This window comes from Paenibacillus piri, assembly GCF_004354045.1.
Taxonomy (GTDB): domain Bacteria; phylum Bacillota; class Bacilli; order Paenibacillales; family NBRC-103111; genus Paenibacillus_S; species Paenibacillus_S piri.
In genome coordinates this window covers 352,411-379,078 of the sequence record NZ_SMRT01000001.1, presented here as the reverse complement: position 1 = coordinate 379,078, position 26,668 = coordinate 352,411, and the positions used below count along the sequence as shown (strand labels likewise).

Genomic DNA, 26,668 nt, shown 5'->3' with positions numbered 1-26,668 from the left:
TTCTTTCCCTTGAAATTCGAGATGCGAGATTCGGCAAGCGGACAGCTTACCGTTTCGGAAGCAAAAGGTTTCCATCGTTGTCGAATGGAAGGCGGCAAGGACCATCCATGCATTCGATATGAGCTTCGGATTGCAGCTCCTCATAAATGGCTCCCGAGACCCAAACCTCATCCAAATGGAGCGTGTTCTTAATATAAACGAGCCTGAACGCTCCGGGATCTTTGATCTTCAGGGCGAACATCGCTTTCTCGATCAGTTCGCGATCGTTCTTCAAGCTCATCGGGATGGCGGCTCTTGTGACAAAGCCGGTCGTTAGGCAATTGAGATAGGTGGAATCCCGATCGATGTCCCTTACCACGGCGTCCGTCGTAAAATCGGCAAGCCCGATTCCCGTGGCGTTGCCATGCGAAGGACGCGATAGTCCCAATACGCCGACATAGGCAATATCCGGCCGATCCGGCTCCGCCAAGCCGCGGATTCGCATTCGACCGATAATGTTCGAATCCATACCCGTTCCACTATAGTTTTTGCCCATTTCGCCTACCAGGCAGAGATCCATTTGCCCTACGGGCAAAGAGGGCATCATCCGCTTCGCTTCCTGCAACAGCTGCCGTTCCCTGACGAAAATATCGCCGGCGGGAATGCCTTCGATAATGGCAGTTTCCTCCTCGCCGTTCTCCACGATGGCAATGCCTCCGATCACGGGAGCTCTTTCCAGGGATACCCGGGCGATCGATGGAATGGCCAGTGCGAGCTGACTTGCGCCAAGACTGTGCACGCTGTCCGCCCCGGCCGCCCGTCCAAGACCGACGGACAGCATTTTCAGGAGACCGCTTTCGTAATCTCCGCGGAACGCCGTATGAGGCTTCACCCGATTGATGACCAGTATGCCGTCGGCTTGGGCAGCCTCCTTCGCCATATATACCGGCAGCCCCGCCAATCCGGGCGTCATGCTTCCGAATAAAAGAAGTGGATCGGCGCTTGTGATACCGAGCTGAACGACCTCGCTGGAGCAGCGGATCGGCGCCCCTATCGATTGTTCCGTTATGCCGAGACTGGCCAAGATCTCACGCTGGCCATCCGCTTCCCCATTGCCGTGGCTGCCCATAGCGGCGACGAGAAACGGGCGGTACCCTTCGTCCTGAAGGTACCTTACTACGTACCTTAAGATCGCGTCGATTTGGCGGATGCCTCGCGAACCGACTGTTATGGCGATGGTCGCCCCCGGCGCAAGCTTGGCGAATAAAAGGGATTGTTGAAGCGCTTCCATCAGTGAGGATGGAAGGTCGGCAATCCGACTTCCGGAGAAATGCTGTTTCAATTTGTACATAAGGACGGATGAACTGCTGTCCATTCTCGGCACCTCCCGATTAACTCAAGTATCTTGCCTTCACGTTCTGCAGATGCTCCCACATCATGTCCCGCGCTCTATCCGCATTTCGCTGCTCGATGGCGGAATATATAAGCTGATGTTCCTCCAGCACCGCCCGGCTCTTTCCGGGAATGCCGAGGCTCTGGCTGCGGCTTTCGTGAAGTCCTGCGAGACATTTGTCGGAGAAGAACTTTACGCTTTCCATCAGCATTTGGTTGCCTGCCGCTTCCACTACGCGGAGATGAAACAAATAATCTTCCTCGGCGGCAACCTGTCCCGCTTTGACCGATCGCTCCAAAGCATCAAGAGCGGACTGAATCGCCCGCAGATCGGCATCCGTACGGCGAAGAGCGGCCAAATAAGCTGCTTGAACCTCCATGGCCTGTCGAACCTCGATCAATTCGATCAGATTCGTATTCTGCGGAGATACGATCTCATTCAATTTGGCCAGCACATCTTTGTTTCGGTCCTCCTCGAGAAAAACCCCGATACCCGGGGCGATTTTAACGATTCTTGCCGATTCGAGCACACTGACCGCCTCACGGACAGCGCTGCGCGACACCGATAAGGCTTCAGCCAAGTCCCTTTCCGAGGGAAGGCGATCCCCCGGGTGAAGCTCTCCGCGCTCAATGCTCGTTTTAATCTGTTCTATGATCATTTGGTACACACGTTGTTTCTGGACCGGCATCAGCTTCAATCGATCTCACCTCATTAAAAAAGTTATGAATACGCCATGAGTGGTCAGGTGGTCGGGACACCTGAAGTATACCATACGTACAACTTTCGTGTAAAGATATTCCAGAAGGCCGGCCACCGTAAACCAGACACCGGTCAACGAGCCGACGACAGCTTCGGTACAAACCTCTTTCCCCTTTCTATGTAAGTAAAACGCCTTGCGGCGTCCTTGGTGTAGGATATACGTTTGAGCGTTGGGAGGGATGGATGTGGGGTTACAGCCGTTGTTGAAGTCGTGTTCCTTCGATTAGACCAGGCAGGGGGAACACGACTTCAAAGACGGCCCGTAAACTTTCCACCCCACATCCATGCCCTCTTACTGTTCTACTCTCGTGTTTTCAGCTACCTCTTTTTTTACTAACCGGTCTTCGATCCGGTATTCATAACCATGCACACCTTTGTAGTATTCTGGGTACATGGCTCCGCCGCAAGCTTCACATGCGAATTGCGGGGGCACTTCCGGGTCTCCATCATCCATCCTATCGAAGTCCCGGACCACACTAAGCGGTATCTTTTCGCTTTCCGAACACGTCAGACATACATAATTGACGGCCTCTTTCGACTGTAGGTACTTGCTTAGGATCAATGGCTTCGGTTTCTTTTTCTTTCCTGGTTTTCTTTTCTTGGATACCGGTGACAGGGTTGATCAGCCTCTCTAGCACTGCCCTTGTATTCTGACATGCCGCGTACTTTACTACAAGCTGTCCGTCCTCAGGACATTTTCCGCGGTACTCAAGTTTCGGCGAATCAGCTTCAGTACAACCGTTTGCCATTGTTTTCGCAACATTTCAAACGGAATATAGTTATACTTCTTCCACTCTCCATTTGCTTTCATGCCCCAAGGTCACTACCATATGGATATGAGGATTAAAGTTTAGCCTCGATCCAAACGTACGCAGCCCAGCGATAATCCCAGTTTATGCTTTTTTTGAAGTATTCCTTTACAATTCTTACTCCTTCGTTCATGAATTCCTTCAGTAAGCCGCGATGTTTCAGGAAAATATCCCTCAGTCCTTCATCGATCGTCATCATGACATGCCGATGATTCACTTGAAATGCTTCCTCTGCTAACACTCGGCTCCATTCTTCGGTTTCATTACATGAGCAGGTTGTACAAAATCGGCCTTTGCACCTGTATGGTATGACTTTCATGTCATGGCAGCCTTCACAGACGAGCAGTTTAAATCCTTTCTTTGTATTTCCGCAGTTCTTGAACTTTTCTACTTCTTTCATGACGACTGGCCGTATTTGTTTCCATGCTTCTCTACAAAGTTTTCCCAATGGTTATGTTCATCAAAAAATATTTGTCGCAAAATATTAGTCTCCATAACTCTACTTACCAAAAAACTTAAAAAAGGAACCACCTTGATTCCCCGGATTTTATACCTTCTATTATGTCAAGCATAAACGGCTCCGCCGTCCTTAAAGGACAGGCGCGTTTGTCAAGATTGTGCGAAGCAAAGTATAAAACTTATACTGTCAACATAAAAAAACAGCGGATACTATGTCAGTTTCAACATAGTATCCGCTGTTGGTTTCAGCCTGTTTCATCTCGTTCGGCTTATATGCATTCCTGCCACGCATGCCGCCGGTTCAAGCCTTTATGACCGTGCAGCCGCTTCAGCGCCCGAATACGTAATGGTTTTTCCGGTACGGGACGATTCGTATACATCCATGACGAGCCCGAACGTTTTATAGCCTTCCGGACCGTCGATCCAGAACGGCTTGCCTTCCAGCACATGCTCGTAAAAGTCTCGGATTTGCAGCTCATGGCTGGAACCCCAATAAGACTTTCCGCCCGAGAGGTTAACCTGCGGCTCAACCAGAACGGTAAGCTTGCCGTCCTGCTCCAGGTACAACGTGTCGCCGCGCTGTACCAACGCTCCTTGCTCAAAACAAAGCTCAAGCTCCACCGGGGAGTTTTTCACATATGCGTTGGTCGCATAGAAGATGCCTTTTGCGCCGCTTGCAAATTGCAGGAACACGTGGACGGTGTCTTCAACCTCGATAACGTCTTCCAGCGAGTCGTTGGAGAACGTGCCTTTTAGGCTGGCCACCTGGCCTCCGAACCAATGCAGCAGATCCAAGGTATGGATGGATTGGTTGATCAGCACACCGCCGCCTTCGGTAGCCCAATTGCCCTTCCAGTCGGTCTCGTAATAGCTGGAATTGCGGTGCCATGTCACAATCCCCTTCAAGCCGAGCAGCTTGCCGAATTCGCCGGAATCGACGGCCTGCTTGATTCGCTGCGAGGATGCGTTATAGCGGTTTTGGAAAATGACGCCCAGCTGCACGCCCGGATTTTGCCCGGCCGCTTTCAGCATCGATTGCGCCGCCGCTTTCGTCTCCGCCATCGGCTTCTCCGTCAGCACATGCTTGCCCGCATTCAGAGCATCCACAGTCACCGGCGCATGTTGATGGTGTCCGGTACATATATGAACAATCTGAATGTCATCGCGCTTCAGCACTTCATTGTAATCGGTGTAATAATCGCAGCCGTATTGCTCGGCTACCCGTTTGGCCTTGCTTTCATCCAAATCGACAACCGCTTTTAATTCAGCGTTTTCCAAGTCTGCTACCGCTTTCAAATGGACACCTGAAATAGAGCCGCATCCGATAATTGCTGATCCTAATGTTTTCACGGTTTCACCTGATTTCTTAAAGGTTGTGCGCATTCCCGGCTCAAAGATCGCTCCCCATTGCAGTTTTGAACACGCATTACTTGTTATAATGAGGTATACTTAAAACAAATTCCTTGCATCAATTGGTCAATTTATTGCTTTTTTTGACTTTTACGCGAAAGGATGCTGGCCTTGGACATTCATTATCAGACCCGGCAAATCGATTACCGCCACCGGCGCTTGGAGCAGTCTCCGAAATTCGACTTTCATCTCCACGACCGGTTCGAGATCTACTTCTTTATAAGCGGCGACGTCCATTATTTTATCGAAAAACAGGTGTACCCGCTGCAATACGGCGATCTGCTTGTCATGAACAACCGCGAGCTGCATAAGCCCACCTTCCGGTCGACGGCCACTTATGAAAATAAAGTGATCCACTTTCATCCCGGTTTGGCGGAGCCGTTCTCATCCATGTACCGGTTCGATTTGTTAGGCTGCTTCCGCGACCGTCCCGACGGCGAACGGAACAGACTTCATTTTTTGCCGCATCAACTTGAGGAATTGATTGCTTTGTTCCAGAAAATGGATGTGCTGGCCGGCGAGCCGGACGAAGGCACCGACCTGCTGATGACAACCGCTTTGATCGAGCTGCTCGTCCTGCTGAATCGGGCATTCCGGCAAAACAGATCGCCGCTGACCAGCCCGGTCGCGCTGCAAAAGCTGTCCCCGGTGCTTGACTACATCGAACATCATTTGGATCACGACCTGACGCTGGAGGCTTTGGAGCAGCAGTTTTTTATGAACAAATATTATATGAGCAGGCTGTTCCGGCAAAGCACCGGCAGCACTATTCATGAATACATTTTACTCAAAAGAATCGCGCTTGCCAAGAAGCTGCTGCATGACGGCTGCAATGTGACCGATGCGTGCCAGCTGTCGGGCTTTAACGACTATTCCAACTTCATCCGCATGTTCAAGCGGGTCGTCGGCTTGCCGCCGGGCCAGTACCGCAAGCGCAAATGGGGCTGAGCGTGCGAATGCCCGGGCGGCGTCCGGAAGCCGTAATCTGCTTATGCTCCGGAACCCGCACGTTTCGCCGTTGGCAGGCTGTACGGCTTTATCCGATTACGACTTTATCGGGTTAAGACCCCTACCTCTAAGGTGGGCCTTGAATCAGGTGGGGTAGAGTCCCCATCTGATTCCCCGATGTTCAGCAAAGCTGAACGAGTTCACTTGTTTCTCAGACGACCGGCAATCATGGATATTCCGTACAGCGCCAGGGGCAAAAACAGCGTAAACATACTCGAAAAGGGCCCCCAATTTTTACCGAGATAGTCGTTGACATAAATCGTATTCGGGTAGCACATCAGCGACAGCACGATCATGCCAAGCGCCAGCGGTGCAATCAGAGGCTTCTCGCTTTTGAGATTCAAAAGTTGGACGAACCCGATCAGCGCCGCATGGAAAGTGAGTACAATTTTCAAAAAAATCGAAAGTACCCAGATGGAAATCATGATGCCTTCCACCCGCTCCAGAAAATGGCCGATGCTGATGTTTTTGGCTAACGTATAAGCGGGGAACAGTTGATTAGCCGTCAGCTTTTGGCCCAAAACGGCAATGCTGCCGATTGTAGTTAAAAGCAGTATCGCCCCTCCGATTAGAATGCCGGTTGCAAAGCCGTTTCTCCGTACGCTCGCGCCGGCAACAAGCGGATAAAACATCAACATCACGATCAATTCCTGCAAGCTCCAAAATGTAAATGCACCGTGCAGCACTGGCTTGAACCCATATTCCAGAAACGGCATAAAATTTCTGAATTGAAATTTGGGGGCCAATGGCACAATGAGCACTAGAAACAATAGCAGCAGCCAAGGAAAGAACACCAATGCCGCCCGTGTATATACGATAAACCCCGATCTGACCGCCATGACGACCACAATCATAAACAGCATTTGCAGCACTTCCATCGGCGTTTCCTGCATAATTTGCGAGGTCACGAAGTAGCCCAAATCGCCAACCATAAGCGACGCCAGCAAATAAAAGAACAGCACGAATCCGGCGGAGACGGCTTTACCGAGCCATTTCCCCAACGTCGACTCGCAAAATTGGACCAAGGTTTGTCCGCCCAATCGCTGCCCCAGCAGCACATACAGCAGGCCGGTCGCCAAATTCATGCCGATTCCGATCAGGCAGGCGACCCATGCATCCTGTTTGGCGCTGATTGCGAGCCCTGAAGGCGTAATGAGGATGGAAGTTCCGGTCATAAAAAAAGTGACCAAAACCGCAAACGAACGGCGGTTGATCGTCCCCATTTTTTCCATGGGCTCGCTCCTTTCACTGGAATAACGATTCGATAAAGCTGGGAAACGGCCCCATCGCGGCTGCGATCCAATCGAGCGGGTTAGGCAATTTCACGCTAAAGCTTTCCGCCGTGCTCAGCGCCGTTATAGACAGCGTAAGCAAAGCAAGCACCCATAGCTCTTTATAGCTTTTTTCTTTCCATATGCGAGGAACCTCTTTCCAGCATGTCCAAATTAACATAAGCGTAATACCGGCAATGAGCCACAAAAAAACCCCCCCTATTTTTCCATCAAAGCATCCATCGGCTGCAGCACGGTTCCCATCCGCCGGAGAATCGTATTCACATGGATACGTATTGGAACCGTAGGAAACACCTCGTTCCAATTTTTAATTTCATGCCAAACCTGCGGGTATTTATTGTGCAGCCGGTTGCCGAAGCCGTATATATCGGTGCCGTATTCCTTTTGAATTTTTTGCAGCGACTTTTCCAGCAATCCATGCACCTTAAGGTCCGACCATCTTTTCAATTCATTTACGACCGATGCTTTCGATAAATCCATCATGCATTCCACGTCCGAAATATCCTGCTCCAGCCTAATATGGACGTCGAATTCCGGCTTCCCGTTGCGGAGCGTGGGCGTAATGACCGCATTAGAACGGATCACCTGCATCGAAATTTTGCCTTTGCCCCCTGAACATGGAATGACACCGGTCGTTTGGTGAACCGAATTTTGGATATAATTTAACGCTTTCGTATCGTTTTCATCCAGCCAACCTACCATCCGGTCAAATTTGAACGCCGCCATGCCGGCATATTTCAAAATGACAGGCGGGTCGATGTACTGGCTATTTGACGTTTTATCCCCTTTACGCGGGTCACCGGCGATTTCAATGCCGGTCATGGTCGGATCTTTACCGGCCATTCCCATATCCTGAAGCAGTGTATTCAAGTTCATGCTGCCTGTCGCCGACCAATATTTATCCGACGTTTCGAGCTTGGTATACATATTGTTGGCCGGTATCGGATCCATCGCGCTGTTCATCTTCAATATTTCGGATGCGCTGGTCTTGCGGGCCACCACAAAGTAAAAGTCGGTGCGCATCTCCATATTGCGGGACAAGAAGTCAAGCGACTTGCCGATCCCCGCTCTGGCTGTAGATTCCCCCAGTATGACCATTCGCAAATGCGCGTAATACAAGTGACGGGGCGCTCGGACGGTCATTCGGGATAACGCTTCGGGAATCGTAGCCCCCATCTCCTCAAAGGTAACGACCGGACTGGCATTGAACGAGGTTCCTCTTTTTACCGCGACCTGCCCCGGATTAACCGTCTGTACCGTGACCTTGTACTTGTCTCCGATATAATCAATGCCCATCCCGACCACGATGCTGATGTCATTCAATTCATGCCGGCTCCAGCAGCCGCTCAGCAGAACAGAAATGAGAAGCAAAAGCAAGCCTCCTGCCACCTGTTTCATACGAACCCCTCTCTCTCAGCGGCGTTTCTGCCTGATGGGATTTTTCGGGCGGAACGTCTTGGGCCTTGATATCAAGTTCGGAATGGAGGAACGGACCAGCGTATCTTTTTGATCGGACATATGCAGCGGCGCCATCGGCGACATATAGGGCACACCGAAGGAGGACAGGTTGCACAAATGAATCACAAGCACGATCAGACCCAAAAAGATGCCGAACAGACCGAAGGAAGCGGCAAGCATCATCAGGATGAACCGGATGATACGAATCGTAATGCCCAAATTAAACGCCGGTAAAACAAAGTTGGATATCGCGGTGATCGACACGACGATGACCATGGCCGCGCTAACCAGCCCGGCTTCCACCGCCGCTTGACCGACGACAAGCGTGCCTACGATGGAAATCGATTGGCCGACGGTTCTCGGCATGCGCACGCTCGCTTCGCGTAAAATTTCAAACGTGATTTCCATTAGAATCGCTTCAATAAAGGCCGGAAACGGGACGCCCTCCCGTTGGCTCGCCAGGTTGTAGAGCAGTGTTGTCGGCAGCATCTCCTGATGAAAGGTCGTAATCGCGATGTAAAAGGATGGGGTCAGCAGCGCCAGGGCAAACGAGAGAAACCGCAGCAGACGCACTAATGTGGCAAAATCGGCCCGTTGGTAATAATCCTCGCTGGATTGGAAAAACTGTGTAAACACCGCAGGCACCAACAACGTGAACGGAGTCCCGTCCACCATAATCGCAACCCGGCCTTCCATAATGCCGGCGGCGACCACATCAGGCCGCTCCGTATTGAAAACCGTCGGAAAAGGCGTGCTCCGCTTGTCCTGGATCTGCTCTTCGATGTAATTGCTCTCCAGAATGGCGTCAATGTCAATGGCGGACAGCCGCTTTCTGACTTCTTCCAGCACGTCCTCGTTCACAATATTTTTCACATAAGCGATCGTCACATCGGTTTTCGTAATCTTGCCGATGCTCATCGTCTCCAACCACAGATGACGGTCTTTGATTTTGCGCCGGAGCATGGCTGTATTCGAGCGCAGCACTTCGGTAAACCCTTCGCGCGGACCGCGGACTACGGACTGAACATTCGGCTCTTCAATGGCCCGCGCCGTTAATTTCTTCGTCCCGACCGACAGCCCGTGCGAGCTGCCGTCAAGCATCAAGATGCTGTTGCCGGACAAGAGCGTCTCATACGCATCTTCGAAGCTGTAGATGTCCCCGACCATCCCGGTCGATACGACGCTGTTTCTGCAGAACTCCAGCAGTTGTTCAATGTCAAGGTCCGCTTGTCCTTTGTTTCCGAGGCCGGCCAGCAAAGTATGAATCATGGACTGGAGACTATTGAGACCATCGATATAAACGACCGCGCCTTGAACGGAACGTCCGCCGCTCTGCTCTATTTGAATTTCGCGTACGGTAACGTCTTCGCTATTCCCGAGACCCTGCTTCAATTGCAGCAAGTTAAATGTAAGCCGCGTGTGCAGCGCCTCATCTTCACCTTGCCCTTGTTTAGACATGAGAACCTCCCGCCGTTAGCTAGTACGGTTATTTTTTGCATAACATCCACATTTATGCATGCAGCAGAAAAGGAGCGAGCGGGTTCTCTTCCTTTAAAACCGCGATTATAAAACACGCGTTCGGGGTACTAATGCAAGTTAGTACTCCTCATCTCCTCCCTTTCCTTATACAATATAATTAGCACCTGATCCTATAGCCAGTCCCAAGAGGAGACGATCGAGATGATACGGTTTACGACCGCGTTGTTAAGGCTTATGCTGCGCATTTTATTTAAACTTCGGGTAACGGGACTGGATAAGCTCGATTTCAGCCGCCCGGCCATTCTGATTGCCAACCACGTCTCGCTGCTTGACGCGGCTTTGTTGGCGGCCTATTTGCCCGAGGAGGCGACCTTTGTCGTCAATACGGCGATCGCCAGGCGGATCAAGCTGCTGCTCCGGCTGCGCCGTCATATTACGGTCGACCCGCTGAATCCGTACTCGGTCCGGACGATGATGAAGACGGTGCAGAGCGGCGTACCGCTCGTGCTCTTCCCCGAAGGCCGGATTACGGTAACCGGCGGAATGATGAAAATATATAACGGCATCGGCTATATCGCGCTGAAAACCGAAGCGAGCCTGTTCCCTATCGCCATTAACGGGGCCGAACGTTCGAAACTTTCCTATATCGGACAAAAAGTGAAAACCGTATGGTTCCCGGCCATCGATATTCATATCGGCGAAGCGTTCCGCATATCGCTGCAGCCGAACGTATCGATGAAGCTGCAAAAGGAACGCGCTGCCGAACGGATTTTGTTCGCCCTACAGGAGCAGCTTCTGCAGAGCCGGTTGAAGCCGGACGTCAATCTGTTCGACGAGCTGCTGCTGCAGGCCTCGCGCCACGGCTGGCGGCGCCGTATCTGCGAAGATATGTCGCAGAAGGTGACGTACCGGAAGCTGGCGCTCGCTTCCTATGTGTTCGCCCGCAAGCTGCGGCCGCTGCTGGGCAAGGAAGCCGCCGCGGGCGTGCTGCTGCCGAACTCGGTCGGTCATGCGATCGCGCTGTTCGCCCTGTTCCGGCTCGGCGTCACCCCGGCGCTGCTCAATTTCTCCGCAGGCGGGCAAAGCCTGCAGGATGCTTGCGAAACCGCCGTGCTGCGCACGATCGTCACTTCCCGCGAGTTTATCGCGAAAGCTAAATTGGCAGATACCGTTGCCGCGCTAGGCCGGAAATGCCGAATCGTCTATATGGAGGATCTGAAGGCCGGCGTGCGGGGTGCCGACCGTTGGGGCGGGATGATGGATTTGCTGCTGCGCAGAAAGGCGGACGCCGGCTTTAGCGATGTCATCCTGTTCACTTCGGGCAGCGAAAGCAAGCCCAAAGGCGTCGTGCTCGGACATGAGCAGCTGTATGCCAATATACAGCAGGCGCGCTCGGTATTCGATTTCACCTCGGCCGACAAGCTGTTCAACGCGCTGCCGATGTTTCACAGCTTCGGGCTGACGGCCGGCACGCTGCTGCCCCTCCTGACCGGCGTCCCTGTCGTGCTGTATCCGAGCCCGCTGCATTACCGCGTCATTCCAGAAGTCGTTTATGACCGCAATGCAACGATTTTATTCGGCACATCCACCTTCCTCGCCGGTTACGGGCGCGCCGCCCATCCGTACGATTTCCATGCGCTCCGGTACGTCGTCACCGGCGCGGAAAAGCTGAAGGATGAAGTTAGCGAGCTGTGGAGCCGCAAATTCGGCATTCGTATCCTGGAAGGCTATGGAACGACCGAGGCCTCGCCGATCATTTCGATTAATGCGCCGCTTGCGTACAAAAAAGGTACCGTCGGCCGCCCGCTGCCGGGCATCCGCTGCCGGCTCGAGGCCATACCGGGCATAGCGGCCGGCGGCAGCCTGCTCATCCAAGGTCCGAACGTCATGAAGGGGTATTTGATTCACGGCACAGGCTTTGTTCCTTGTCCGGAATGGTATGACTGCGGAGATGTGGTGGAGCTCGATGAGCAGGGCTTCCTCAGCATCAAATCGCGATTGAAGCGGTTTGCCAAAATCGGCGGCGAGATGATTTCGCTGCAGCTGGTGGAAGAGCTCGCGGGAGCCGTCTATGAAGATCCGAACGTCGCAGCCATCAGCCTGCAGGACGGGCGCAAAGGCGAGCGGATCCTGCTCTACGTCACTAAGCCGGACTGCAGCTTGCAGCAGCTGAAAGCGCGCATCCTCGAAGCCGGTTACCCGGCGCTGCTCGTGCCGGCGAAGCTGGAGGTCATCGCCAGACTGCCGCTGCTCGGGAGCGGCAAAACCGATTACGTCGCTTTGAAAGCATACGCCGAAGCCTCCGACGGTCATACGGCGGCTGAATCAGTTAGTTCCGGAGGGAGCGGTTTAGGATGAATCGGAGAGCCTTGAATGCCTTGTACGTCACGCAATTCTTATCCGCTTTTGCCGATAACATGTCGCTTCTGGTCATTGCCAATCTGCTCGGCAAAAACGGATTTTCACCGGAATCGCTCGCTTTGGTTACGATCGCGTTTTTCCTGCCCTACATTTTACTGGCGCCGTTCGTAGGCCCTTTTGCAGATAAGCTGCCCAAAGCCGTCGTTCTGATTATCGGCAATCTGATCAAGCTGTTGGGCATTGCCGTGCTTTTACTCGTGAACCATTCCGGCATTTTGCCCTTAATGCTTTGTTATTTTACGGTCGGCGTCGGAGCCGTAGTCTATTCTCCGGCCAAGTACGGCATTTTGCCGGAGCTGACCCGGACGGACCAGGAACTGTTTACAGCCAATTCCAAAATCGAAGCTTATACGATTCTTGCCATCCTTACCGGCATCGGCGGAGGCGGAGCTATTGCGGCAGCCGCTTCGACGGTGCAGTCTTCCCTCGTCTGCGCGGTCCTTTATGCAGTCTCGCTGGGCATGACCTTCCGGATTCCGCGCATCCACGGAAATCGTTCCATCCGCTATGCGAGGGAGGCACTGCAATTTTTCGCAAGCGTCCGGCTGCTGATGCGCCATCCGCAAACAGCCTTTTCGCTTGTCGGTACGGGCTCCTTTTGGATGAGCTCGGCCGTGCTTCGCACCGCCGTATTAGCCTGGATTCCGCTGGCGCTGGGAATTCAACCGGATGACTTTCGGGTATCCCTGCTATTGGCTACAACCTCCGTCGGAATCGTGATCGGAGCGCTGCTGGCCCCCAAGCTGATCGAACTGCACCGCTACCGGAAGTCGCTCGTTTACGGACTGATCATGGTCGCGCTGATCTTGATTTTTCCGTGGGTTCACCATCCGGCGATGACGATCGTTCTCTTATTATCGGTCGGTTTTACGGGCGGCGTCTTTATCGTTCCGATGAACACCGTGCTTCAGGAGGAAGGGATCAAGCTGGTCGGGTCGGGGAAAACGATCGCCGTGCAAAACTTTTTCGAAAATGCGCTGATGCTTTCCGGATCCTGCATCTATTACTTTATCGTTGAACAGGGAGTTTCCCTGTCGTTGGCCATCGTTGTGCAGGGCATAATTATGCTCCTCTTTCTTGCATACCTCGGTCTAAAGGCCCGTTGAACAACGGCGATCGGAAAAATGAGCCGCATGCGCAGCGGACCTTTTCACCGGCTCTTGCATCAGGCCAAAAAAAATTGGATGGGATAAATAAAGGAGAAGTGGACGGTTACACTAGGGGCATATCCTGCTATGGTTGGAGTAGGGAATACCAACATAAAGAGGTGAACGATCATGTCCTTAACGGTTTACTATATTTTGTTTGCGACGGTCATGTTGATTGCTTTGATTGCAACGATACTTGTCGGCGTATCCAAAACAAACAAAGAGGGGAATCCGGATTACGATTCGAAAACGAAAGGCAATTGGTCCAGGCTTTCCTGGATTTATATTATCGTCATTACTTTGGGATACGTCGCTTTTATCGTCTACATCACCAACTTGAAGCCCGCCTGACGATGACCGCCCGCCGTTGTGTTCCTGCCGATGTATATGCTGACCGTTTTAAGAAAAACCGTCAGGAAGATCATCCTGACGGTCCTTGGTTCTAACCATACGTTGGTGCGTTGGGAGGGAAATCGCTGTTGAAATCGTGTCCCATTGAATGTATGTAGCGGTATTGACACGATTTCAAAGGCGACCGCTATCGCTTTTCCACCCCATACCCATTTCCTTTCTGTTCTACCTTCTGCTTTACTTCTACCTCTTTCTTTACTGCACGGTCTTCGATCCGGTATTCATATCCATGCACGTCTTTGTAGTATTCCGGGTACTTGGCTCAACAGCAATCTTGGGCAGCCCACCGCTACACCTTCGAAATAAACTCGACGATGATGTCCGCCAGCCGCCGCGGCGCCTCCACCATGCTCATATGGCCTGCTGCATCAATTTCCCGCTGCATGATGGTCCCGCCACTGACGGAAAAAGCGCGGTCCGGCGGGACGATCTGATCATGGGTGCCCGCAACGAGCAGCACCGGCAGCTCCGCATCGGCCAGCACCCGGTTCCGGTCGGGCCGGGTCCGCATTCCTTCCAGCGTGCGGACGGCGCCCTCAGGATGCGTGCCGAGCCCGATGTCGACCGCCGAGCGAACCGCTTCCGGCATCGACTTTACATGCTCCGGCGCGAACAGTTTCGGAATCAGGCCGTCGATGAAGACGGGCAGCCCTTGCCCGCGGATCGTCGCCATCCCCTTGAGCCGTCCTTCCTTCGCAGCGTCGCTGTCCGGATAAGCGGTCGAATGAATGAGACCGAATGCGGACAGCAGCTGCGGATGCTTCTCGGCGAAAGCCAGCGTCGCGTAGCCGCCCAGCGAATGGCCCAGTACAATCGGGCGTTCCGCCTGGAGCAGCTGGAGCAGCCTGACGAGATCTTCGGCGAATTGCTCCATCGTATAAGCTCCTTCCGGCGCCGAGGAACGGCCGTGGCCGCGCAAATCCGGCGCGATAAACCGGTAATGATACGGCAGCAGCGGCAGCAGCTCGTTCCAATAATCCGAGCTGCCGCAAAAGCCGTGCAGCAGCACAACGGCTTGACCCTCTCCCTGCTCTTTATAGGCGAATGTCATGCCGCCTTGTTCGATCCGTTTCGTCTCCATCGCCCCGTCTCCTTCCAATCATGGATTTAGTTGGTATTACCCGGCAGCGGCAAACCAAAAACATCCCCGGTTATCCGCGTAACAAAAAACATCCCTCCTGCTGCACCGTCCTTCTTCGGAAAGAGCGCATCAGGGTTAGGATGCTTTAAATGAATCGCCTCTATGAATAAATGCGGTGATACGGACAGCGGACCGTCCGCCCGCTTGTTATTCCGTCAGCGGCTGAACCGCCGGCAGCGCCGGCTCTACGCTTCCCGCTGCATACGGCACCGAGTCCGCGGATTTTTCCGCAATCGGCTTATATTTCGAGGATACGTAAGTGTCGGCCTTCGCCTCGGTAACGACCTGAGGATACATGACGCCGGGCTTAGGATCGCTGAGCGTATACGTGACGGCCGCCGTACCGTCGGCTTGGAAACGAATTCCCGTAATCGCGATGCCATAGCCGGGGTTCGGCATTTCGCCGCGCGACAAGGTCACTTTATTGACGTCCGCGTTCACCTGCTCGACGATGACCTTCACCTCGCCCTGCTGCGGCGGCTGCTGCGTGTGCGATTCCACGAACTGGATTGCATTGCTCAGCAGCACCGCCGCCTCGCCGCGGGTCATTTCCCGCTTCGGATGAACCATCCGGTCCTCGTCCAGCTTGGCGATTTTGTACAGGTACATCCGCTGCATCGTGCCCTGCAGGGAAGGATCGATCTGATCTTCATCGGCGAACAGGATAAACATTTTTACGACAGGAAACTGTCCCTTCGTCTCCACGGCGTGAATGAGCAGATCGACGTATTTCTCGCGCGTGATGATCGCATTAGGGTCCACATCTTGCGGAATGTCAAGTCCGTTCAGCTTGGCGATGATCAGCGCTTCCGCATACCAGGCGTTATTCGGAACTTTCGTGAAATAATCGGACGCAACCGGCTTTTTAACAAACTTCATATTGTCGATATTCAGATTCAACCCTTTGACAATCAAGCTTATGCTTTGAGCAAAGCTAATTTGGCCGCGCGGCGCAAAATGTTCGCTGTCCACTCCCGATACGATCCCTCTTTCCTTCAGTTGGAGAATCGGCTGCTTCTCTGAAGCATCCAAATCTGAAAATGCAAACACGGAACCTGCCGACAACGAACAGACGAGCGCAGCGGTAGTAGCAAGGGCAACCAGCTTTTTCATCAATATCCATCCTTTACCTTTTGAAATTAATTTTTCAAATCACTCCGGAGTTACTTCAATAGACGGACTTGATTGGAAAAAGGTTGCTGATCGCATGCAAAAAAACGGCCTCCCCTTCATTGTGACTCAAAGGGAAGGCCGGTATTCGAAAAGGGTCAGCCCTTTAATGCGCCGACCATAACGCCTTTTACAAAATATTTTTGCACGAACGGATAGACGCACAGGATCGGCACCGTCGCTACGATAATCGTCGCGTACTTGATCGTCTCGCCCAGTTGGAAGCGATCCTCCGCGCCGGCCCCGGTCGACATGCTGTCCGTCGAATTCGCGATCAATATTTCCCGCAATATGAGCTGCAGCGGGAACAGCTCGCGGTCTTTGATGAAGATCGACGAATAAAACCAGCCGTTCCACTTCTCGACCGCATAGTACAGAATCATAACCGCAATAACCGGCATCGACAAGGGCAAAATAATTTTAAACAGGATCGTAAAATGATTCGCCCCGTCGATCTTCGCCGATTCCTCCAGGCTGTCCGGCACCGACATGAACGCCGTCCGCATGATGATCAGGTTGAACGTGCTGATCGCAAACGGGATGATCGGCGCCCACAGCGTGTCGATCAGGCCGACTCCTTTGACCGTCAAGTACATAGGCACGAGTCCGCCGTTGAAAAACATCGTCAGCACGATGATGAAAATAAACACTTTGTTCCACATGACGTTTTTACGCGATAACACATACGCGCCCAGCGCGGTCATAAACAGGTTGAGCGTGACCCCCACGACCAGAATGAACAGCGTATTGCGGTAGCCGGTCAATATACCCGGGTTTTTAAATACGCTTTTGTACGACTCCAGGCTGAAGCCGAGCGGCCGGTACAGCAAGCCTTTATGCGCGATCAGCTGCCCTGCGTCGCTGATGGAGGCGAACGCCACGTACAGCAGCGGGTATAAGGTGACCAGCACCAGCGCCACCAATACCGCATGAATCGCGACATCGAACGCTTTATCGGATAAGCTTTGATTTCTCGTCATCGTCTATGCGCCTCCTTTACCATAAGCTGCTTTCGTTGACTTTGCGGCTGACGTAGTTGGCCGTAATCAACAGCGCCAGATTGATCACCGAGTTGAACAGCCCCACCGCGGAGCTGTAGCTCCAGCCGAACTCCAGCAAGCCTTTCCGGTAGACGAAGGAAGAAATGACGTCCGCCGTTTCATAGGTGACCGGGTTGTACAGCAATATGATTTTCTCGAAACCAACATTCAGCAGGTTCCCCATGCGCAAAATGAACATGATCGCAATCGTCGGCATAATGCCGGGCAGCGTGATGTGCACAATCTGCTTCCAGCGGTTCGCGCCGTCCATCCGCGCCGCCTCGTACTGCTCCTGGTCGATGCTCATCAGCGCCGCTATATAAATAATCGACTCCCAGCCGATTTTTTGCCAAATTTCGGAAACGATATAGATCGTCCGGAACAGCTCGGGCTTTTGCAGCATCGCGTGCCCGTCGTAGCCGAAATAGGTCAGCAGCGTATTGATAATGCCGTCCGCATTCGTAAAGTCGTTGATCATTCCACAGATGACGATCATCGAAATAAAGTAGGGCATATACGTGATCGATTGAACGACCCGTTTGAATACTTGATGGCGGACCTCGTTAATGAGAATCGCCAATATAATCGGAGCCGGAAACTCGAAGCATAACGAGTACAAGCTGATTACAACGGTGTTTTTCAAAATGCGCCAAAAATAATAGCTGCCGAAAAAATCCTTAAAATGGGCGAGACCGACCCACTCACTGCCGAGTATCCCTTTCATCGGGGTATAATCTTTAAAAGCAATGACGGCCCCGTACATCGGAGCGTAATGAAACACGGCATAATAGGCGATGACCGGAACCATCATCAAATATAAGTATTTGTTCAGCAAAAAATCCCGGGTGAAGCGTTTCATAAACGTCGCTTTCGTTGGTTTTACAGATGCAGGCGCTTCCATTTGCACTGTGTTGGCCATTTCTTACCCCTCCTTCCGAATCGTATTTTTTGGATATGGAGGGAGGGCATCCAGCCCTCCCCGGATTTCAGCTTAACGCTTATTGTAGCGGTCCAAAGCCGCTTTTTGAATTTCAATCGCACGGTCCAGCTTGACGGATTTCAGCTTCTCCACATATTTTTCAAAGCTGTCCACCGGCTCGGCGCCCAAAATAATTTTCATCGTCATTTCATCAACCAGCGTGTTCACATCGGTCATAATTTTCGCGAACTCGGTGCTTTCCTCCGGCGTCGGCGTAATCGGCGGCATTTGATGCTTCGCCATATCGGTTTTCGCCCAGATGCCGACGGCGTCTTTTTGCGCCTGCAGCGCCAAGTATTGTTCGATGTAACGTTTATCCTGAACGAACGGTCCGCTGTAATTGGAACGGGTATATTGAGAAAGCATTTGAGCCGGCGCCAGTTTATCCGGATTTTTCATCAGCAGATCCGTATATTTCGGATATCCGTTTTCCATCTTGTAGCTGACGCCCTCGGTACCGAAGTTAAAGTACATGTGGCCTTCTTCGCTGTAGCCGTAGTCCAGCATTTTTACGGCCAACTCGATATTTTTCGTTTTTGCCGTAATCGCTACCATGCCGCCGTTGATGGAGAACGGCAGGTCTCTTTGACCAAACTGCGGCGTATCGCCCTTCTTCAGCACCGGCTGCGGCGCCGCCACCAGCTTGCCCTTCGGATCCTTCGCTTCGATCAGCGGCTGCCATTTGCCGATACCGCCTCCCGTATTGGCTACCGTAGCGCCGGACGCTCCCGACGACATGTTGGCGTCAAATGCTTTCGCATCGACGGTCGCGATGTTCTTGTCGATCAAGCCTTGTTCGTACCAGCCGCGGAACAGGGCCAACCAATCTTTGTAGCCTTTTTCAGCCGGACCGAATTTGATCGTGCCGTTATCCAGATAAAAATCGCGCGTAACCCCGTATGCGCCCATAAAGTGACCGCTGTTAAACTCGTTGAAGACGCGCGGCTTGCTGCTAGCGGTGAACGGCGCCGACGCACCTTTTTTCTCCTTGAACGCCTTCAGCATCGCCGTCCAGTCGTCGATCGTTTGCGGCAGCGGCAGTCCCAGCTCATCCAGCCAGTCTTGACGTACGATCGGGCCCTGGTACACCATGAGCGAATCGTCGCCGCGGATAAACGGGAACGCGTAGTAGCTGCCGTTATCCGTTTTGACCATTTTATCGATCTCCGGATGCTCTTTTAAATACTTTTTTAAATTCGGCGCAAATTTATCGATCATATCATTCAGCTTGAGAATGTAGCCGTCTTTAATCGCTTTTTCCGGTCCGCCCGGGAAATCTTTAAAGAAGTTGAATTCGATCATATCCGGGAGATCGCCCGAGGCAAGCATTACGTTCAATGTTTCCTTCGCCTGATTCGTTGGAGGCGCAATAAATTTTAACGGAACGCCTGTTTTCTTTTGCCATTCGGCAAAAAACGGTACATCCTGATGGGTCGCTTTCACACCGACCAGGTTGCCCGTAAGCTCGGCCCAGTAAGTCAACGTTTTATCCGTCTTCATCGGATAAGTAGTTGCCGTCCCGGTCGAAGCCGGCGGCGGTGTCTGGGACTGGTTCGTCTTGTTGTCGGAGGCAGGTGGAGGCGTAGACGTGGAACAAGCCATTACCATGGTGCTCATCACAGTCGTCATAACTAGTGTTGAAGCAAGTTTCTTTCTTTTTTTCACAGCGAAAGACCTCCTAAGAATTTCGGTTCATCCGAAAATTCTGAATATAAATACGTGAGTGGCATCCTCACCCCATCATTATATGGCAGCGCTTACAAAATTGAAATCGCAATTATTGCCAAAACCATCTTTAAAAATAATTGGTTGACTATTCAAAATATACAATCGAATCTACAAAAAGTTCAAAAGAGCAAATTTACCGCCATTCAAACGACTTTACGCCCTGCAAAAAGTTCATAAAAAAAAAAAAGCCGCGCTTCGGCACAGCGGCTCATTGTTCCTTCATCTCTTTATATTTGCCTGGCGTTATGCCCTCATACTTCTTGAAGGTGCGAATCAGCGCGTTCACGTCGTTGAAGCCGACCTCCACAGCAATCTCGCTGACGTTCTTATTCACATCGGCTGCTATCAACTGCTTCGCTTTCTCAATCCTCGCTTTGTTGATCGAGTCGAGCAGCCCTTCCCCCGTATGATCCTTGAACAGCTTGGACAAATAAGCCGGCTTCATATCAAAATGGCTGCCGATCATCGAGATGTTCAGACTCGAATCGCTATAGTTACGGCCGATGTAATCCATCACCTGCTGGATTCTGTCATCCAGCGCCCGCTGCCGGGATTGCTGAATATTTTGCTGGCGTTTGTTGGCCGTATAGTCGCAAACCTTTCCCAAAAACTCGGTCATCTGCATATGCATGTCTTCAATCGTACTGCTGTTGATCAACTGCTCGATCCGTTTCTCGATACGACGCGGATTGCGGATCAGCACGCTGTCCTGAATATCGCCGAGCTCGCTGATCGTTTTGATCAAGGTGCTGACCAGATTAAGCATCAAGCAGCGGGCAATCAATACGGACATAAACGTCCGTTTAAAGTTGCGCTCGATGATCTCGTCCAGCGTCCGGCGCGCCATCTCAAAATCGCCGATCTTCACGTAATTGATCAGCTGCTGCTCCACCTGCAGCGGATAATAGTAGCCCGTGTCGGCATTATCCGCCGCGGCGCTTTGATGAATTTCCTCATACGACAATATTTCTTTACCGCCCATCACAAGCTTGTATTCCATCGCATCGAGCGCTTCCGCATAAGCCTGGGAAATGCCCGCAATGCCCGTATGAATGCCGCTTAATGAGAGCGTTAGCCCGATATGATATTTCGACATCAAAAATGTCTGCGCTTCCCGGGCGATTTCGGTTAACTGCTCCATTCGTTTGTCGGGGGCTATGTCGGTAAAATTAATCAGGCACGCTAACGTTTCGTCGATCTCGGCCACATAGCCATGGTGCTTCTGCGAAGCCAACTCCTCTATCACATTCGTAATAATAAAATGCATCAGCTTCTGCGGATCGGCCGAGCCGATCTGCTGAATGCGCTCATGGAACGCACCCTCCCGCATATACAGAAGAATAACGGCAAACGCATCCGTTTCAAACCTCATATTGAACGCCGTCAACGATTCATCCACCGGAATTTGCCCGTCCAGCTTCCCTTTTAACAGACGTCCCAAAAAGTTGGAGCGCAATATATGGTGCTGCTTTTTTTGCTCGGACATCATTTTGGACAGCTCCACCAAGGTGTGGTCGACCGCTTCCTGAATAAAGCTGAATTCGTTGTACCCTTGATTTTGCGGCATGACGGCCTTATCGGAAAATACCCGTACGAGCTGGCGAACCGGAATATAGTTTCTTCTCAGGAAAAAGTAGGTTAACAGGCTGCCTCCGAGCAAGCTGATAAATATGCTCATATAGGTCAGCTGACGTACCTTTTGCGCTTTTTCCCAAAACAGCGTGCTCGGGATGATTGACAAATATTTGAGCTTGGAGCGATCCGATTGAATAAATGTGACCTCATAGTGCTGGCCGTCCTTATCCCATAAAAAAAACGGGGAGCCCGCTTCTTTCTCGAACGGAAAATCGAGAACAAGCCGCTCGCTCTCCTCCGAATTCGAAACCAGTACCTGATTGGCATCGTTCAAAATCAGCACATGCCCCTTATTGAACAGTTCTATATTATCGATCGCCCGCAAAATCCGCGACTGGTCGATCATGATGACGTTCGTCGCTTTCGGCTTGTCCGTTTCCGTCGGGTAAGCGCTAATATAAGCGACCGTTTTTCGTTCCTTGCCGCTCTCATTCATGCGGACCATCGGAATAAATCCTTTTGCTTCTTTCTGATTCAAAGTACTGACCCACCGATCGTATGTCAGCGAGCTGCTTTTATGCAATATTTCGTAAGCGAAGCCGGCGTCCCGGTATACATCCGGCAGCAGCACCGTTTTATTATCGGCCAAATAAATATAGAACAGGTCAATAAGCGAATACGATGTTTTGTACATGAGCAAATCCTGGGTAATTTTATGCAGATCGTACAAATACTCGTTAGGGTACATCTGATACTTGTCCGAATAAAGAAACTGCCTTACTTCCACATTCCACATAATTTCAAAATTGAGCCGCTCCATCGCCTCGAACTGGTTGTCCATGACCTCGCGAACCTGCTTCAGGAGTGATTGATTGGCCTGGTTGATTTCGTTTTCCAGCGTTTCGCTCGATTTCGAATAAACGATCACACTCATAATTACAGGCAGCAATAGAACAGCCAGGTAGGAAAGGAGCCAGGTAAGCAGTACGCTTCGTCTGTTGAATTGAAACTTTCCCAGCATCAAACTCCTCCCTCCGCTACGATGATACCGTTTTCTTTATTATCTATTGTAACTTCTCTTTGCAGGAGAGTATAGTGCCTGAGCGATCCACTTGCGCGGAAAAGGACAGAAACCCGCCGATTTCGATTATTTACCCGATACGGCAGGCAATGTAACGTCGACAACCGTACCTATTCTTCCCGCGCTGTAAATATCGATTCGGCCGTTGTGCTCCTGAATGATTTTGTAGCTGATCATGAGGCCGATCCCGGTACCTTTTTCCTTCGTGCTGTAAAACGGCTCCCCCATCTTCTTCATCCATTCGTCGGAGATGCCCGTCCCTTGATCGAGAAAACGGATTTGAACCTTGTCATGGCTTGTGAAATACACCTGGACCTTAATATCTCCGCCATGCTCCATCGATTCGATCGCATTTTTCAACAGATGGGTGAAGACGTGCTTGATTTTATTTTCGTCGCAGCAAATCCACGGCGTTTCGGCTCCGTATTCCACCTTGATCCGGATGTCGTACAATATCGCCTGCGCATCCATGAGCATCGCGATGCTTCGAATGATTTCATGCAGGTCGCATACCTTGTAATGCTCGGGATTCGGGCTCGCCAGCAATAAAAATTCGGATAGTATCGATTCGATCTGCCGGATATCGTTCATCATGACATCCAAATATTCCTGCTTCATGATGCCGCTCTTGATCAGCTGGGTCATCCCGCGAACGGTCGTCAGCGGGTTTCGGATTTCGTGTGCAATGCCGGCGGCCAACTGCCCGGCCATGGCGAGCTTCTCCGTCTTTCTCAGCATTTCCTCGTTGCGGTTGCGCTCCGTGAAATCTCTGCAAACAGCAAACACGCCGATAATTCTTTTTTTGAAAACAATAGGAATCGCGGTCACGCTGAAATCGAGTTTATGGCCCTGCTGATGCAGCCCGTCGACCTCAAAATTTTGCGGCTCCCCCTGCTTGACCTGTTCGAACAATTGATGCACTCTTTCCGTTTCATCGGGAACGAGAAGGTCCGCCAGCTTGCGGTCCATCAGTTCGTCTTTGGTGTAACCGGTGACCCTGAGGGTAGCCGCATTCACAGAAATAAACCGGCCCTGTAGATCGAACGAACAGACGATGTCGGGATTGTGGTCGAACAGCGATTGAAAATGCAGCGCATGCATGCTCGCGGCCTCATAAGCAAGCCTCCGGTCCACATGAACCCCGAAAAAAACAAAGCCGATTAACAAAAAAAGAGCCAGACATACGGTATACGCTAATGTGTTGGGCTCCACAACATAATTCAAGATAGGTGTAAACAACGAGCTCCCGGCTTTAACGGGATTCGAAAACGCGGTAAAGTGCGCCGCGTTCATCGCTGTATAGTGCATTCCTGAAATTCCGCTGCCCATTAAAATTGCATCCGTCCATTTTCCTTTCATATCTAGTGCGGCTTTTGGCGGTTGGAACTTTCGGAATATGGAAAAAAACGAGACACCCACCGCTATGAGAACCGACAATACGAATAGCAACGTATCGTATTTGATCGTATAGGCGCTCTCCATGGCGGCCATTCCTATGTAATGCATCGAAGAGATGCCGGTCCCCAACATAAAGCCGGCGATTATAAACCGGTACGTTTTCATCGAGCTGGCCAGACGGTATGCAACAAAGGAAGAAATAATCGGAATGATGAAAGAGACACCGGTCAGCAATAAATTATAGGATACCGGAAAGACGGTATGATACGCCAACATTCCCACAAAATGCATCGACCATATTCCGATCCCCATGGCAAAAGAGCTGGAGAGCAGGAACAGAAATCGAAATCTGCTGTTTAAGGCCGCAAGCGATTTATGGGATAAATCACAGGATACATAAGATGCAAATATCGCGATGATAATCGATAAAATGACAAGCGGTGCCGAATAGTGTCCGCCCGCATGCATATCCATGATTAACCCCCCGTCCCGCAATAGTTGTCAATACTAATCCATAGGGATTCAACAGGAAAGTGAATATTTGTAAAATCATGTAAGTATCTGGGACAATCTTATAAAAAAATGAAATAATATTATCTATTCTGCAATTTTTGTCAATTTCCTGCCCAGTCATTAAGAAAACCTCAATCGAGGCCTATCCAAGATGAGCGACCGCGATTTAAAGGTAGGTTTTCTTAAAATGCGCTGAAAATTTTTAAATTGTTTGTCGTTAAAAAATAGCACGTACCCGGGGCAACCGGGCCGTGCTTTTATGATACCTTTATGTACGGACAGCGGCTTACTGCCAAGTCGGCGTCGTCGACGCGTTCTGGAACGGATTACCGGCTGCCGGTTCGGTTCGTTCCTGTTTTTCCTGTTGAACGGCCGCATGATCCATCTTGCTCGTCCCTTGAAAAATGCCGCCTTCGTCGATGATCAACGACTGGGCGGTCGTATTGCCATACAGTTTGCCTGTGGAGCGGATGGTCAGTTTCCCTTTGCAAAATACGTTGCCGGTGACGCTGCCTGCCAGTATGACATCCCGCGCGTTGATATTCGACTTCACGACGCCGTGCTCGCCAACCGTAACATCTCCCGCGCAATCGACATCGCCGGTAATCTGTCCTTCGATACGGATGCTCGCTTCCGATTTGATTTTGCCTTCAAACAACGTGCCTTCGCCGATTAACGTATCGGTCGTATGGAGGTCGCCCGCAAGTTTTTTTCCTTTAAACATCATGCAGCAGCCTTCTTTCGATCTATTGTGACATACTCCCGCCACCTACACTAACGACCAGGGGTGGGGGCTTCTTGGGGCGTACCGGCTAACGCCGGCATAATGACCAAGCTATCCCCGTTTGCCCAACGGTTCTCTGTAACTGACTAAGCTATACCAAGCATTCGGCAACCTTCATTTTGGATATTGATCGCAGCATTGATATCTCGATCCAACACAGCACCGCAAGAACAGTTCCAAACCCTGGCTGACAATGCCAGTTCGCTTTGGACTGTTTGACAAAAGCGACAAAGTTTACTGGATGGAAACCATTTATCAATGACGACTAATGACTTTCCTTGTTCGGCTAGTTTGTACGACAGGAACGTTTACAGAAACGTAGTATTTTCCAGTTGGCGTTTTGCTAATGGTTGCAGACTTTATAGCAGCTTCCTTCGGCAATGAACGATGAAGCTTAATTCGCACATCTTTCAGTATGGGCAATCGGATGGTTGTAGGGTCAATGAGCCGAATCGTACCGCCTTGATTGTTCGTGGTATAAGACTTCTTATCCTGATGCTTGCTCTTGAACTTCGGAAACCTACGGACGGGTCTCGGAAGAAATTGTTATAAGCCGTTTGCAAATGAAGCTGTGCATTTGCCAGAGCCAGACTATCCACTTCTTTGAGCCATTCGAACTCCTTTTTGAAATCGGCGGGAAGCCGATATTTCTGTTTCTTCAAGGCTTCTTTATCATCCTTGAATTGCTTATAGATGTCTTTCCGATTCGCTAGCATTTGATTATAGACAAATCGTACACAGCCAAAGGTTTTATTAATGAGAATTTCCTGTTCCGTACTGGGATAGATACGATATTTGAATGCTTTGTTCATATCTTCTCACCTTGACTTTCGATATAACGTCCGACCACTTCCATCGGCGCACCGCCTGTTGTTAGCAGACAGAAGCTTCTCGCCCAGAAATATTCTTTCCATAGAGATTTTCTTATGATGGAATATTCTTTCTTGATCAAACGTGATGATGCGCTTTTATAGGCATTGATGAATTTCGACAATTCGCTGTTTGGTTGCGCCTTGAACAAAATACGAACATGATCCTTGTCGGGGTTCCATTCCTGCAAGGCAATATTGTAATTCGGCGCAATATACGCAAATATTTCTTTGAGACGATTCGATATGTTATCATCAATCACTTTTCGACGATATTTTATAACCAAGACGAGGTGATAGTACATCGAGAATACTGAATGATTATTATTGTCTAATTCCACATGATCACCGCCATATATAACTA

20 protein-coding genes and 2 pseudogenes are annotated in these 26,668 nt (G+C 51.1%); 4 read left to right on the top strand and 18 right to left on the bottom strand.

Annotation, left to right across the window (positions count from 1 at the left end):
- Window positions 1–46: 46 nt before the first annotated feature.
- From E1757_RS01610 to E1757_RS01590, 4 genes and pseudogenes are all read right to left on the bottom strand, one after another.
- On the bottom strand, window positions 47–1,354 hold the full coding sequence (locus E1757_RS01610; RefSeq protein WP_133225071.1) for a nickel pincer cofactor-dependent isomerase, group 22: 1,308 nt from the start codon (window positions 1,352–1,354) through the stop codon (window positions 47–49).
- A 16-nt stretch (window positions 1,355–1,370) separates the two neighbouring features.
- Window positions 1,371–2,060: a FadR/GntR family transcriptional regulator gene (locus E1757_RS01605; RefSeq protein ID WP_246079018.1), complete on the bottom strand. Its 690-nt coding sequence runs from the start codon at window positions 2,058–2,060 to the stop codon at window positions 1,371–1,373.
- 768 nt (window positions 2,061–2,828) lie between these two features.
- Window positions 2,829–3,435, bottom strand: a pseudogene (locus tag E1757_RS37140) (IS91 family transposase); the annotation flags it as partial.
- Window positions 3,436–3,708: 273 nt separating this feature from the next.
- The gene (locus E1757_RS01590; protein WP_342774506.1) at window positions 3,709–4,782 is read right to left on the bottom strand and encodes a Gfo/Idh/MocA family protein; all 1,074 of its coding nucleotides are present in this window, start codon (window positions 4,780–4,782) and stop codon (window positions 3,709–3,711) included.
- Window positions 4,783–4,920: 138 nt separating this feature from the next.
- On the opposite strand from E1757_RS01590, the gene E1757_RS01585 reads away from it, so the two are divergent.
- The gene (locus tag E1757_RS01585) at window positions 4,921–5,757 is read left to right on the top strand and encodes a helix-turn-helix domain-containing protein (protein WP_133225068.1); all 837 of its coding nucleotides are present in this window, start codon (window positions 4,921–4,923) and stop codon (window positions 5,755–5,757) included.
- Window positions 5,758–5,957: 200 nt separating this feature from the next.
- Here the strand turns inward: E1757_RS01585 and E1757_RS01580 are convergent, their stop codons facing one another.
- The 4 genes from E1757_RS01580 to E1757_RS01565 are packed head-to-tail and all read right to left on the bottom strand — an operon-like array spanning window position 5,958 to window position 10,025.
- Window positions 5,958–7,049 carry a GerAB/ArcD/ProY family transporter gene (locus tag E1757_RS01580; protein WP_133225067.1) on the bottom strand — a complete coding sequence of 364 codons (1,092 nt, stop codon included), beginning with the start codon at window positions 7,047–7,049 and terminating at the stop codon, window positions 5,958–5,960.
- A gap of 13 nt (window positions 7,050–7,062) precedes the next feature.
- Complete coding sequence (locus E1757_RS01575; RefSeq protein ID WP_246078970.1) at window positions 7,063–7,296, bottom strand: hypothetical protein; 234 nt, start codon at window positions 7,294–7,296, stop codon at window positions 7,063–7,065.
- Window positions 7,297–7,307: 11 nt separating this feature from the next.
- A complete protein-coding gene (locus E1757_RS01570) occupies window positions 7,308–8,507 on the bottom strand; it encodes a Ger(x)C family spore germination protein (protein WP_133225066.1) in 1,200 nt (399 codons plus the stop codon).
- A gap of 15 nt (window positions 8,508–8,522) precedes the next feature.
- The gene (locus E1757_RS01565) at window positions 8,523–10,025 is read right to left on the bottom strand and encodes a spore germination protein (protein WP_133225065.1); all 1,503 of its coding nucleotides are present in this window, start codon (window positions 10,023–10,025) and stop codon (window positions 8,523–8,525) included.
- 222 nt (window positions 10,026–10,247) lie between these two features.
- Between E1757_RS01565 and E1757_RS01560 the strand changes: the two genes are divergently transcribed.
- The 3 genes from E1757_RS01560 (at window position 10,248) to E1757_RS01550 (ending at window position 13,966) form a co-directional block, all read left to right on the top strand.
- A complete protein-coding gene (locus E1757_RS01560) occupies window positions 10,248–12,404 on the top strand; it encodes an AMP-binding protein (protein ID WP_133225064.1) in 2,157 nt (718 codons plus the stop codon).
- The gene (lplT, locus tag E1757_RS01555; RefSeq protein ID WP_133225063.1) at window positions 12,401–13,573 is read left to right on the top strand and encodes a lysophospholipid transporter LplT; all 1,173 of its coding nucleotides are present in this window, start codon (window positions 12,401–12,403) and stop codon (window positions 13,571–13,573) included. Before E1757_RS01560 ends, lplT begins: the two co-directional genes overlap by 4 nt.
- Before the next feature lie 171 nt (window positions 13,574–13,744).
- Window positions 13,745–13,966, top strand: coding sequence for a hypothetical protein (locus tag E1757_RS01550; RefSeq protein ID WP_133225062.1), 222 nt, complete (start codon window positions 13,745–13,747; stop codon window positions 13,964–13,966).
- Between the two features lie 349 nt (window positions 13,967–14,315).
- Here the strand turns inward: E1757_RS01550 and E1757_RS01545 are convergent, their stop codons facing one another.
- The 10 genes and pseudogenes from E1757_RS01545 to tnpA all read right to left on the bottom strand — a co-directional run bounded on the left by E1757_RS01545 (window position 14,316) and on the right by tnpA (window position 26,645).
- The gene (locus E1757_RS01545) at window positions 14,316–15,107 is read right to left on the bottom strand and encodes an alpha/beta fold hydrolase (protein WP_133225061.1); all 792 of its coding nucleotides are present in this window, start codon (window positions 15,105–15,107) and stop codon (window positions 14,316–14,318) included.
- A gap of 207 nt (window positions 15,108–15,314) precedes the next feature.
- Entirely contained in the window at window positions 15,315–16,280 is a 966-nt protein-coding gene (locus E1757_RS01540; RefSeq protein WP_246078969.1) for a protease complex subunit PrcB family protein, read from the bottom strand.
- Between the two features lie 155 nt (window positions 16,281–16,435).
- Complete coding sequence (locus E1757_RS01535; RefSeq protein ID WP_133225059.1) at window positions 16,436–17,317, bottom strand: carbohydrate ABC transporter permease; 882 nt, start codon at window positions 17,315–17,317, stop codon at window positions 16,436–16,438.
- Between the two features lie 16 nt (window positions 17,318–17,333).
- Window positions 17,334–18,296 carry an ABC transporter permease gene (locus E1757_RS01530; RefSeq protein WP_133225058.1) on the bottom strand — a complete coding sequence of 321 codons (963 nt, stop codon included), beginning with the start codon at window positions 18,294–18,296 and terminating at the stop codon, window positions 17,334–17,336.
- 72 nt (window positions 18,297–18,368) lie between these two features.
- Entirely contained in the window at window positions 18,369–20,021 is a 1,653-nt protein-coding gene (locus E1757_RS01525) for an extracellular solute-binding protein (RefSeq protein ID WP_246078968.1), read from the bottom strand.
- A 271-nt stretch (window positions 20,022–20,292) separates the two neighbouring features.
- Entirely contained in the window at window positions 20,293–22,680 is a 2,388-nt protein-coding gene (locus E1757_RS01520; RefSeq protein ID WP_133225057.1) for a helix-turn-helix domain-containing protein, read from the bottom strand.
- A 126-nt stretch (window positions 22,681–22,806) separates the two neighbouring features.
- Window positions 22,807–24,612, bottom strand: coding sequence for an MHYT domain-containing protein (locus E1757_RS01515; RefSeq protein ID WP_133225056.1), 1,806 nt, complete (start codon window positions 24,610–24,612; stop codon window positions 22,807–22,809).
- Window positions 24,613–24,937: 325 nt separating this feature from the next.
- A complete protein-coding gene (locus E1757_RS01510; RefSeq protein WP_246078967.1) occupies window positions 24,938–25,378 on the bottom strand; it encodes a bactofilin family protein in 441 nt (146 codons plus the stop codon).
- A gap of 143 nt (window positions 25,379–25,521) precedes the next feature.
- Window positions 25,522–26,247, bottom strand: a pseudogene (locus E1757_RS01505) (RNA-guided endonuclease TnpB family protein).
- A complete protein-coding gene (tnpA, locus tag E1757_RS01500; RefSeq protein WP_133225055.1) occupies window positions 26,244–26,645 on the bottom strand; it encodes an IS200/IS605 family transposase in 402 nt (133 codons plus the stop codon). The pseudogene E1757_RS01505 and the gene tnpA overlap by 4 nt, the downstream one beginning before the upstream one ends.
- Between the last annotated feature and the right edge of the window lie 23 nt (window positions 26,646–26,668).

What these genes read in the sequence shown, in the direction of transcription:
- E1757_RS01610 (WP_133225071.1), bottom strand. Translation starts at nt 1,354, where the DNA reads ATGGACAGCAGTTCATCCGTCCTTATGTACAAATTGAAACAGCATTTC.
- E1757_RS01605 (WP_246079018.1), bottom strand. Translation starts at nt 2,060, where the DNA reads ATGCCGGTCCAGAAACAACGTGTGTACCAAATGATCATAGAACAGATT.
- E1757_RS01590 (WP_342774506.1), bottom strand. Translation starts at nt 4,782, where the DNA reads ATGCGCACAACCTTTAAGAAATCAGGTGAAACCGTGAAAACATTAGGA.
- E1757_RS01580 (WP_133225067.1), bottom strand. Translation starts at nt 7,049, where the DNA reads ATGGAAAAAATGGGGACGATCAACCGCCGTTCGTTTGCGGTTTTGGTC.
- E1757_RS01570 (WP_133225066.1), bottom strand. Translation starts at nt 8,507, where the DNA reads ATGAAACAGGTGGCAGGAGGCTTGCTTTTGCTTCTCATTTCTGTTCTG.
- E1757_RS01565 (WP_133225065.1), bottom strand. Translation starts at nt 10,025, where the DNA reads ATGTCTAAACAAGGGCAAGGTGAAGATGAGGCGCTGCACACGCGGCTT.
- E1757_RS01560 (WP_133225064.1), top strand. Translation starts at nt 10,248, where the DNA reads ATGATACGGTTTACGACCGCGTTGTTAAGGCTTATGCTGCGCATTTTA.
- lplT (WP_133225063.1), top strand. Translation starts at nt 12,401, where the DNA reads ATGAATCGGAGAGCCTTGAATGCCTTGTACGTCACGCAATTCTTATCC.
- E1757_RS01550 (WP_133225062.1), top strand. Translation starts at nt 13,745, where the DNA reads ATGTCCTTAACGGTTTACTATATTTTGTTTGCGACGGTCATGTTGATT.
- E1757_RS01545 (WP_133225061.1), bottom strand. Translation starts at nt 15,107, where the DNA reads ATGGAGACGAAACGGATCGAACAAGGCGGCATGACATTCGCCTATAAA.
- E1757_RS01540 (WP_246078969.1), bottom strand. Translation starts at nt 16,280, where the DNA reads ATGAAAAAGCTGGTTGCCCTTGCTACTACCGCTGCGCTCGTCTGTTCG.
- E1757_RS01535 (WP_133225059.1), bottom strand. Translation starts at nt 17,317, where the DNA reads ATGACGAGAAATCAAAGCTTATCCGATAAAGCGTTCGATGTCGCGATT.
- E1757_RS01530 (WP_133225058.1), bottom strand. Translation starts at nt 18,296, where the DNA reads ATGGCCAACACAGTGCAAATGGAAGCGCCTGCATCTGTAAAACCAACG.
- E1757_RS01520 (WP_133225057.1), bottom strand. Translation starts at nt 22,680, where the DNA reads ATGCTGGGAAAGTTTCAATTCAACAGACGAAGCGTACTGCTTACCTGG.
- E1757_RS01515 (WP_133225056.1), bottom strand. Translation starts at nt 24,612, where the DNA reads ATGGATATGCATGCGGGCGGACACTATTCGGCACCGCTTGTCATTTTA.
- E1757_RS01510 (WP_246078967.1), bottom strand. Translation starts at nt 25,378, where the DNA reads ATGATGTTTAAAGGAAAAAAACTTGCGGGCGACCTCCATACGACCGAT.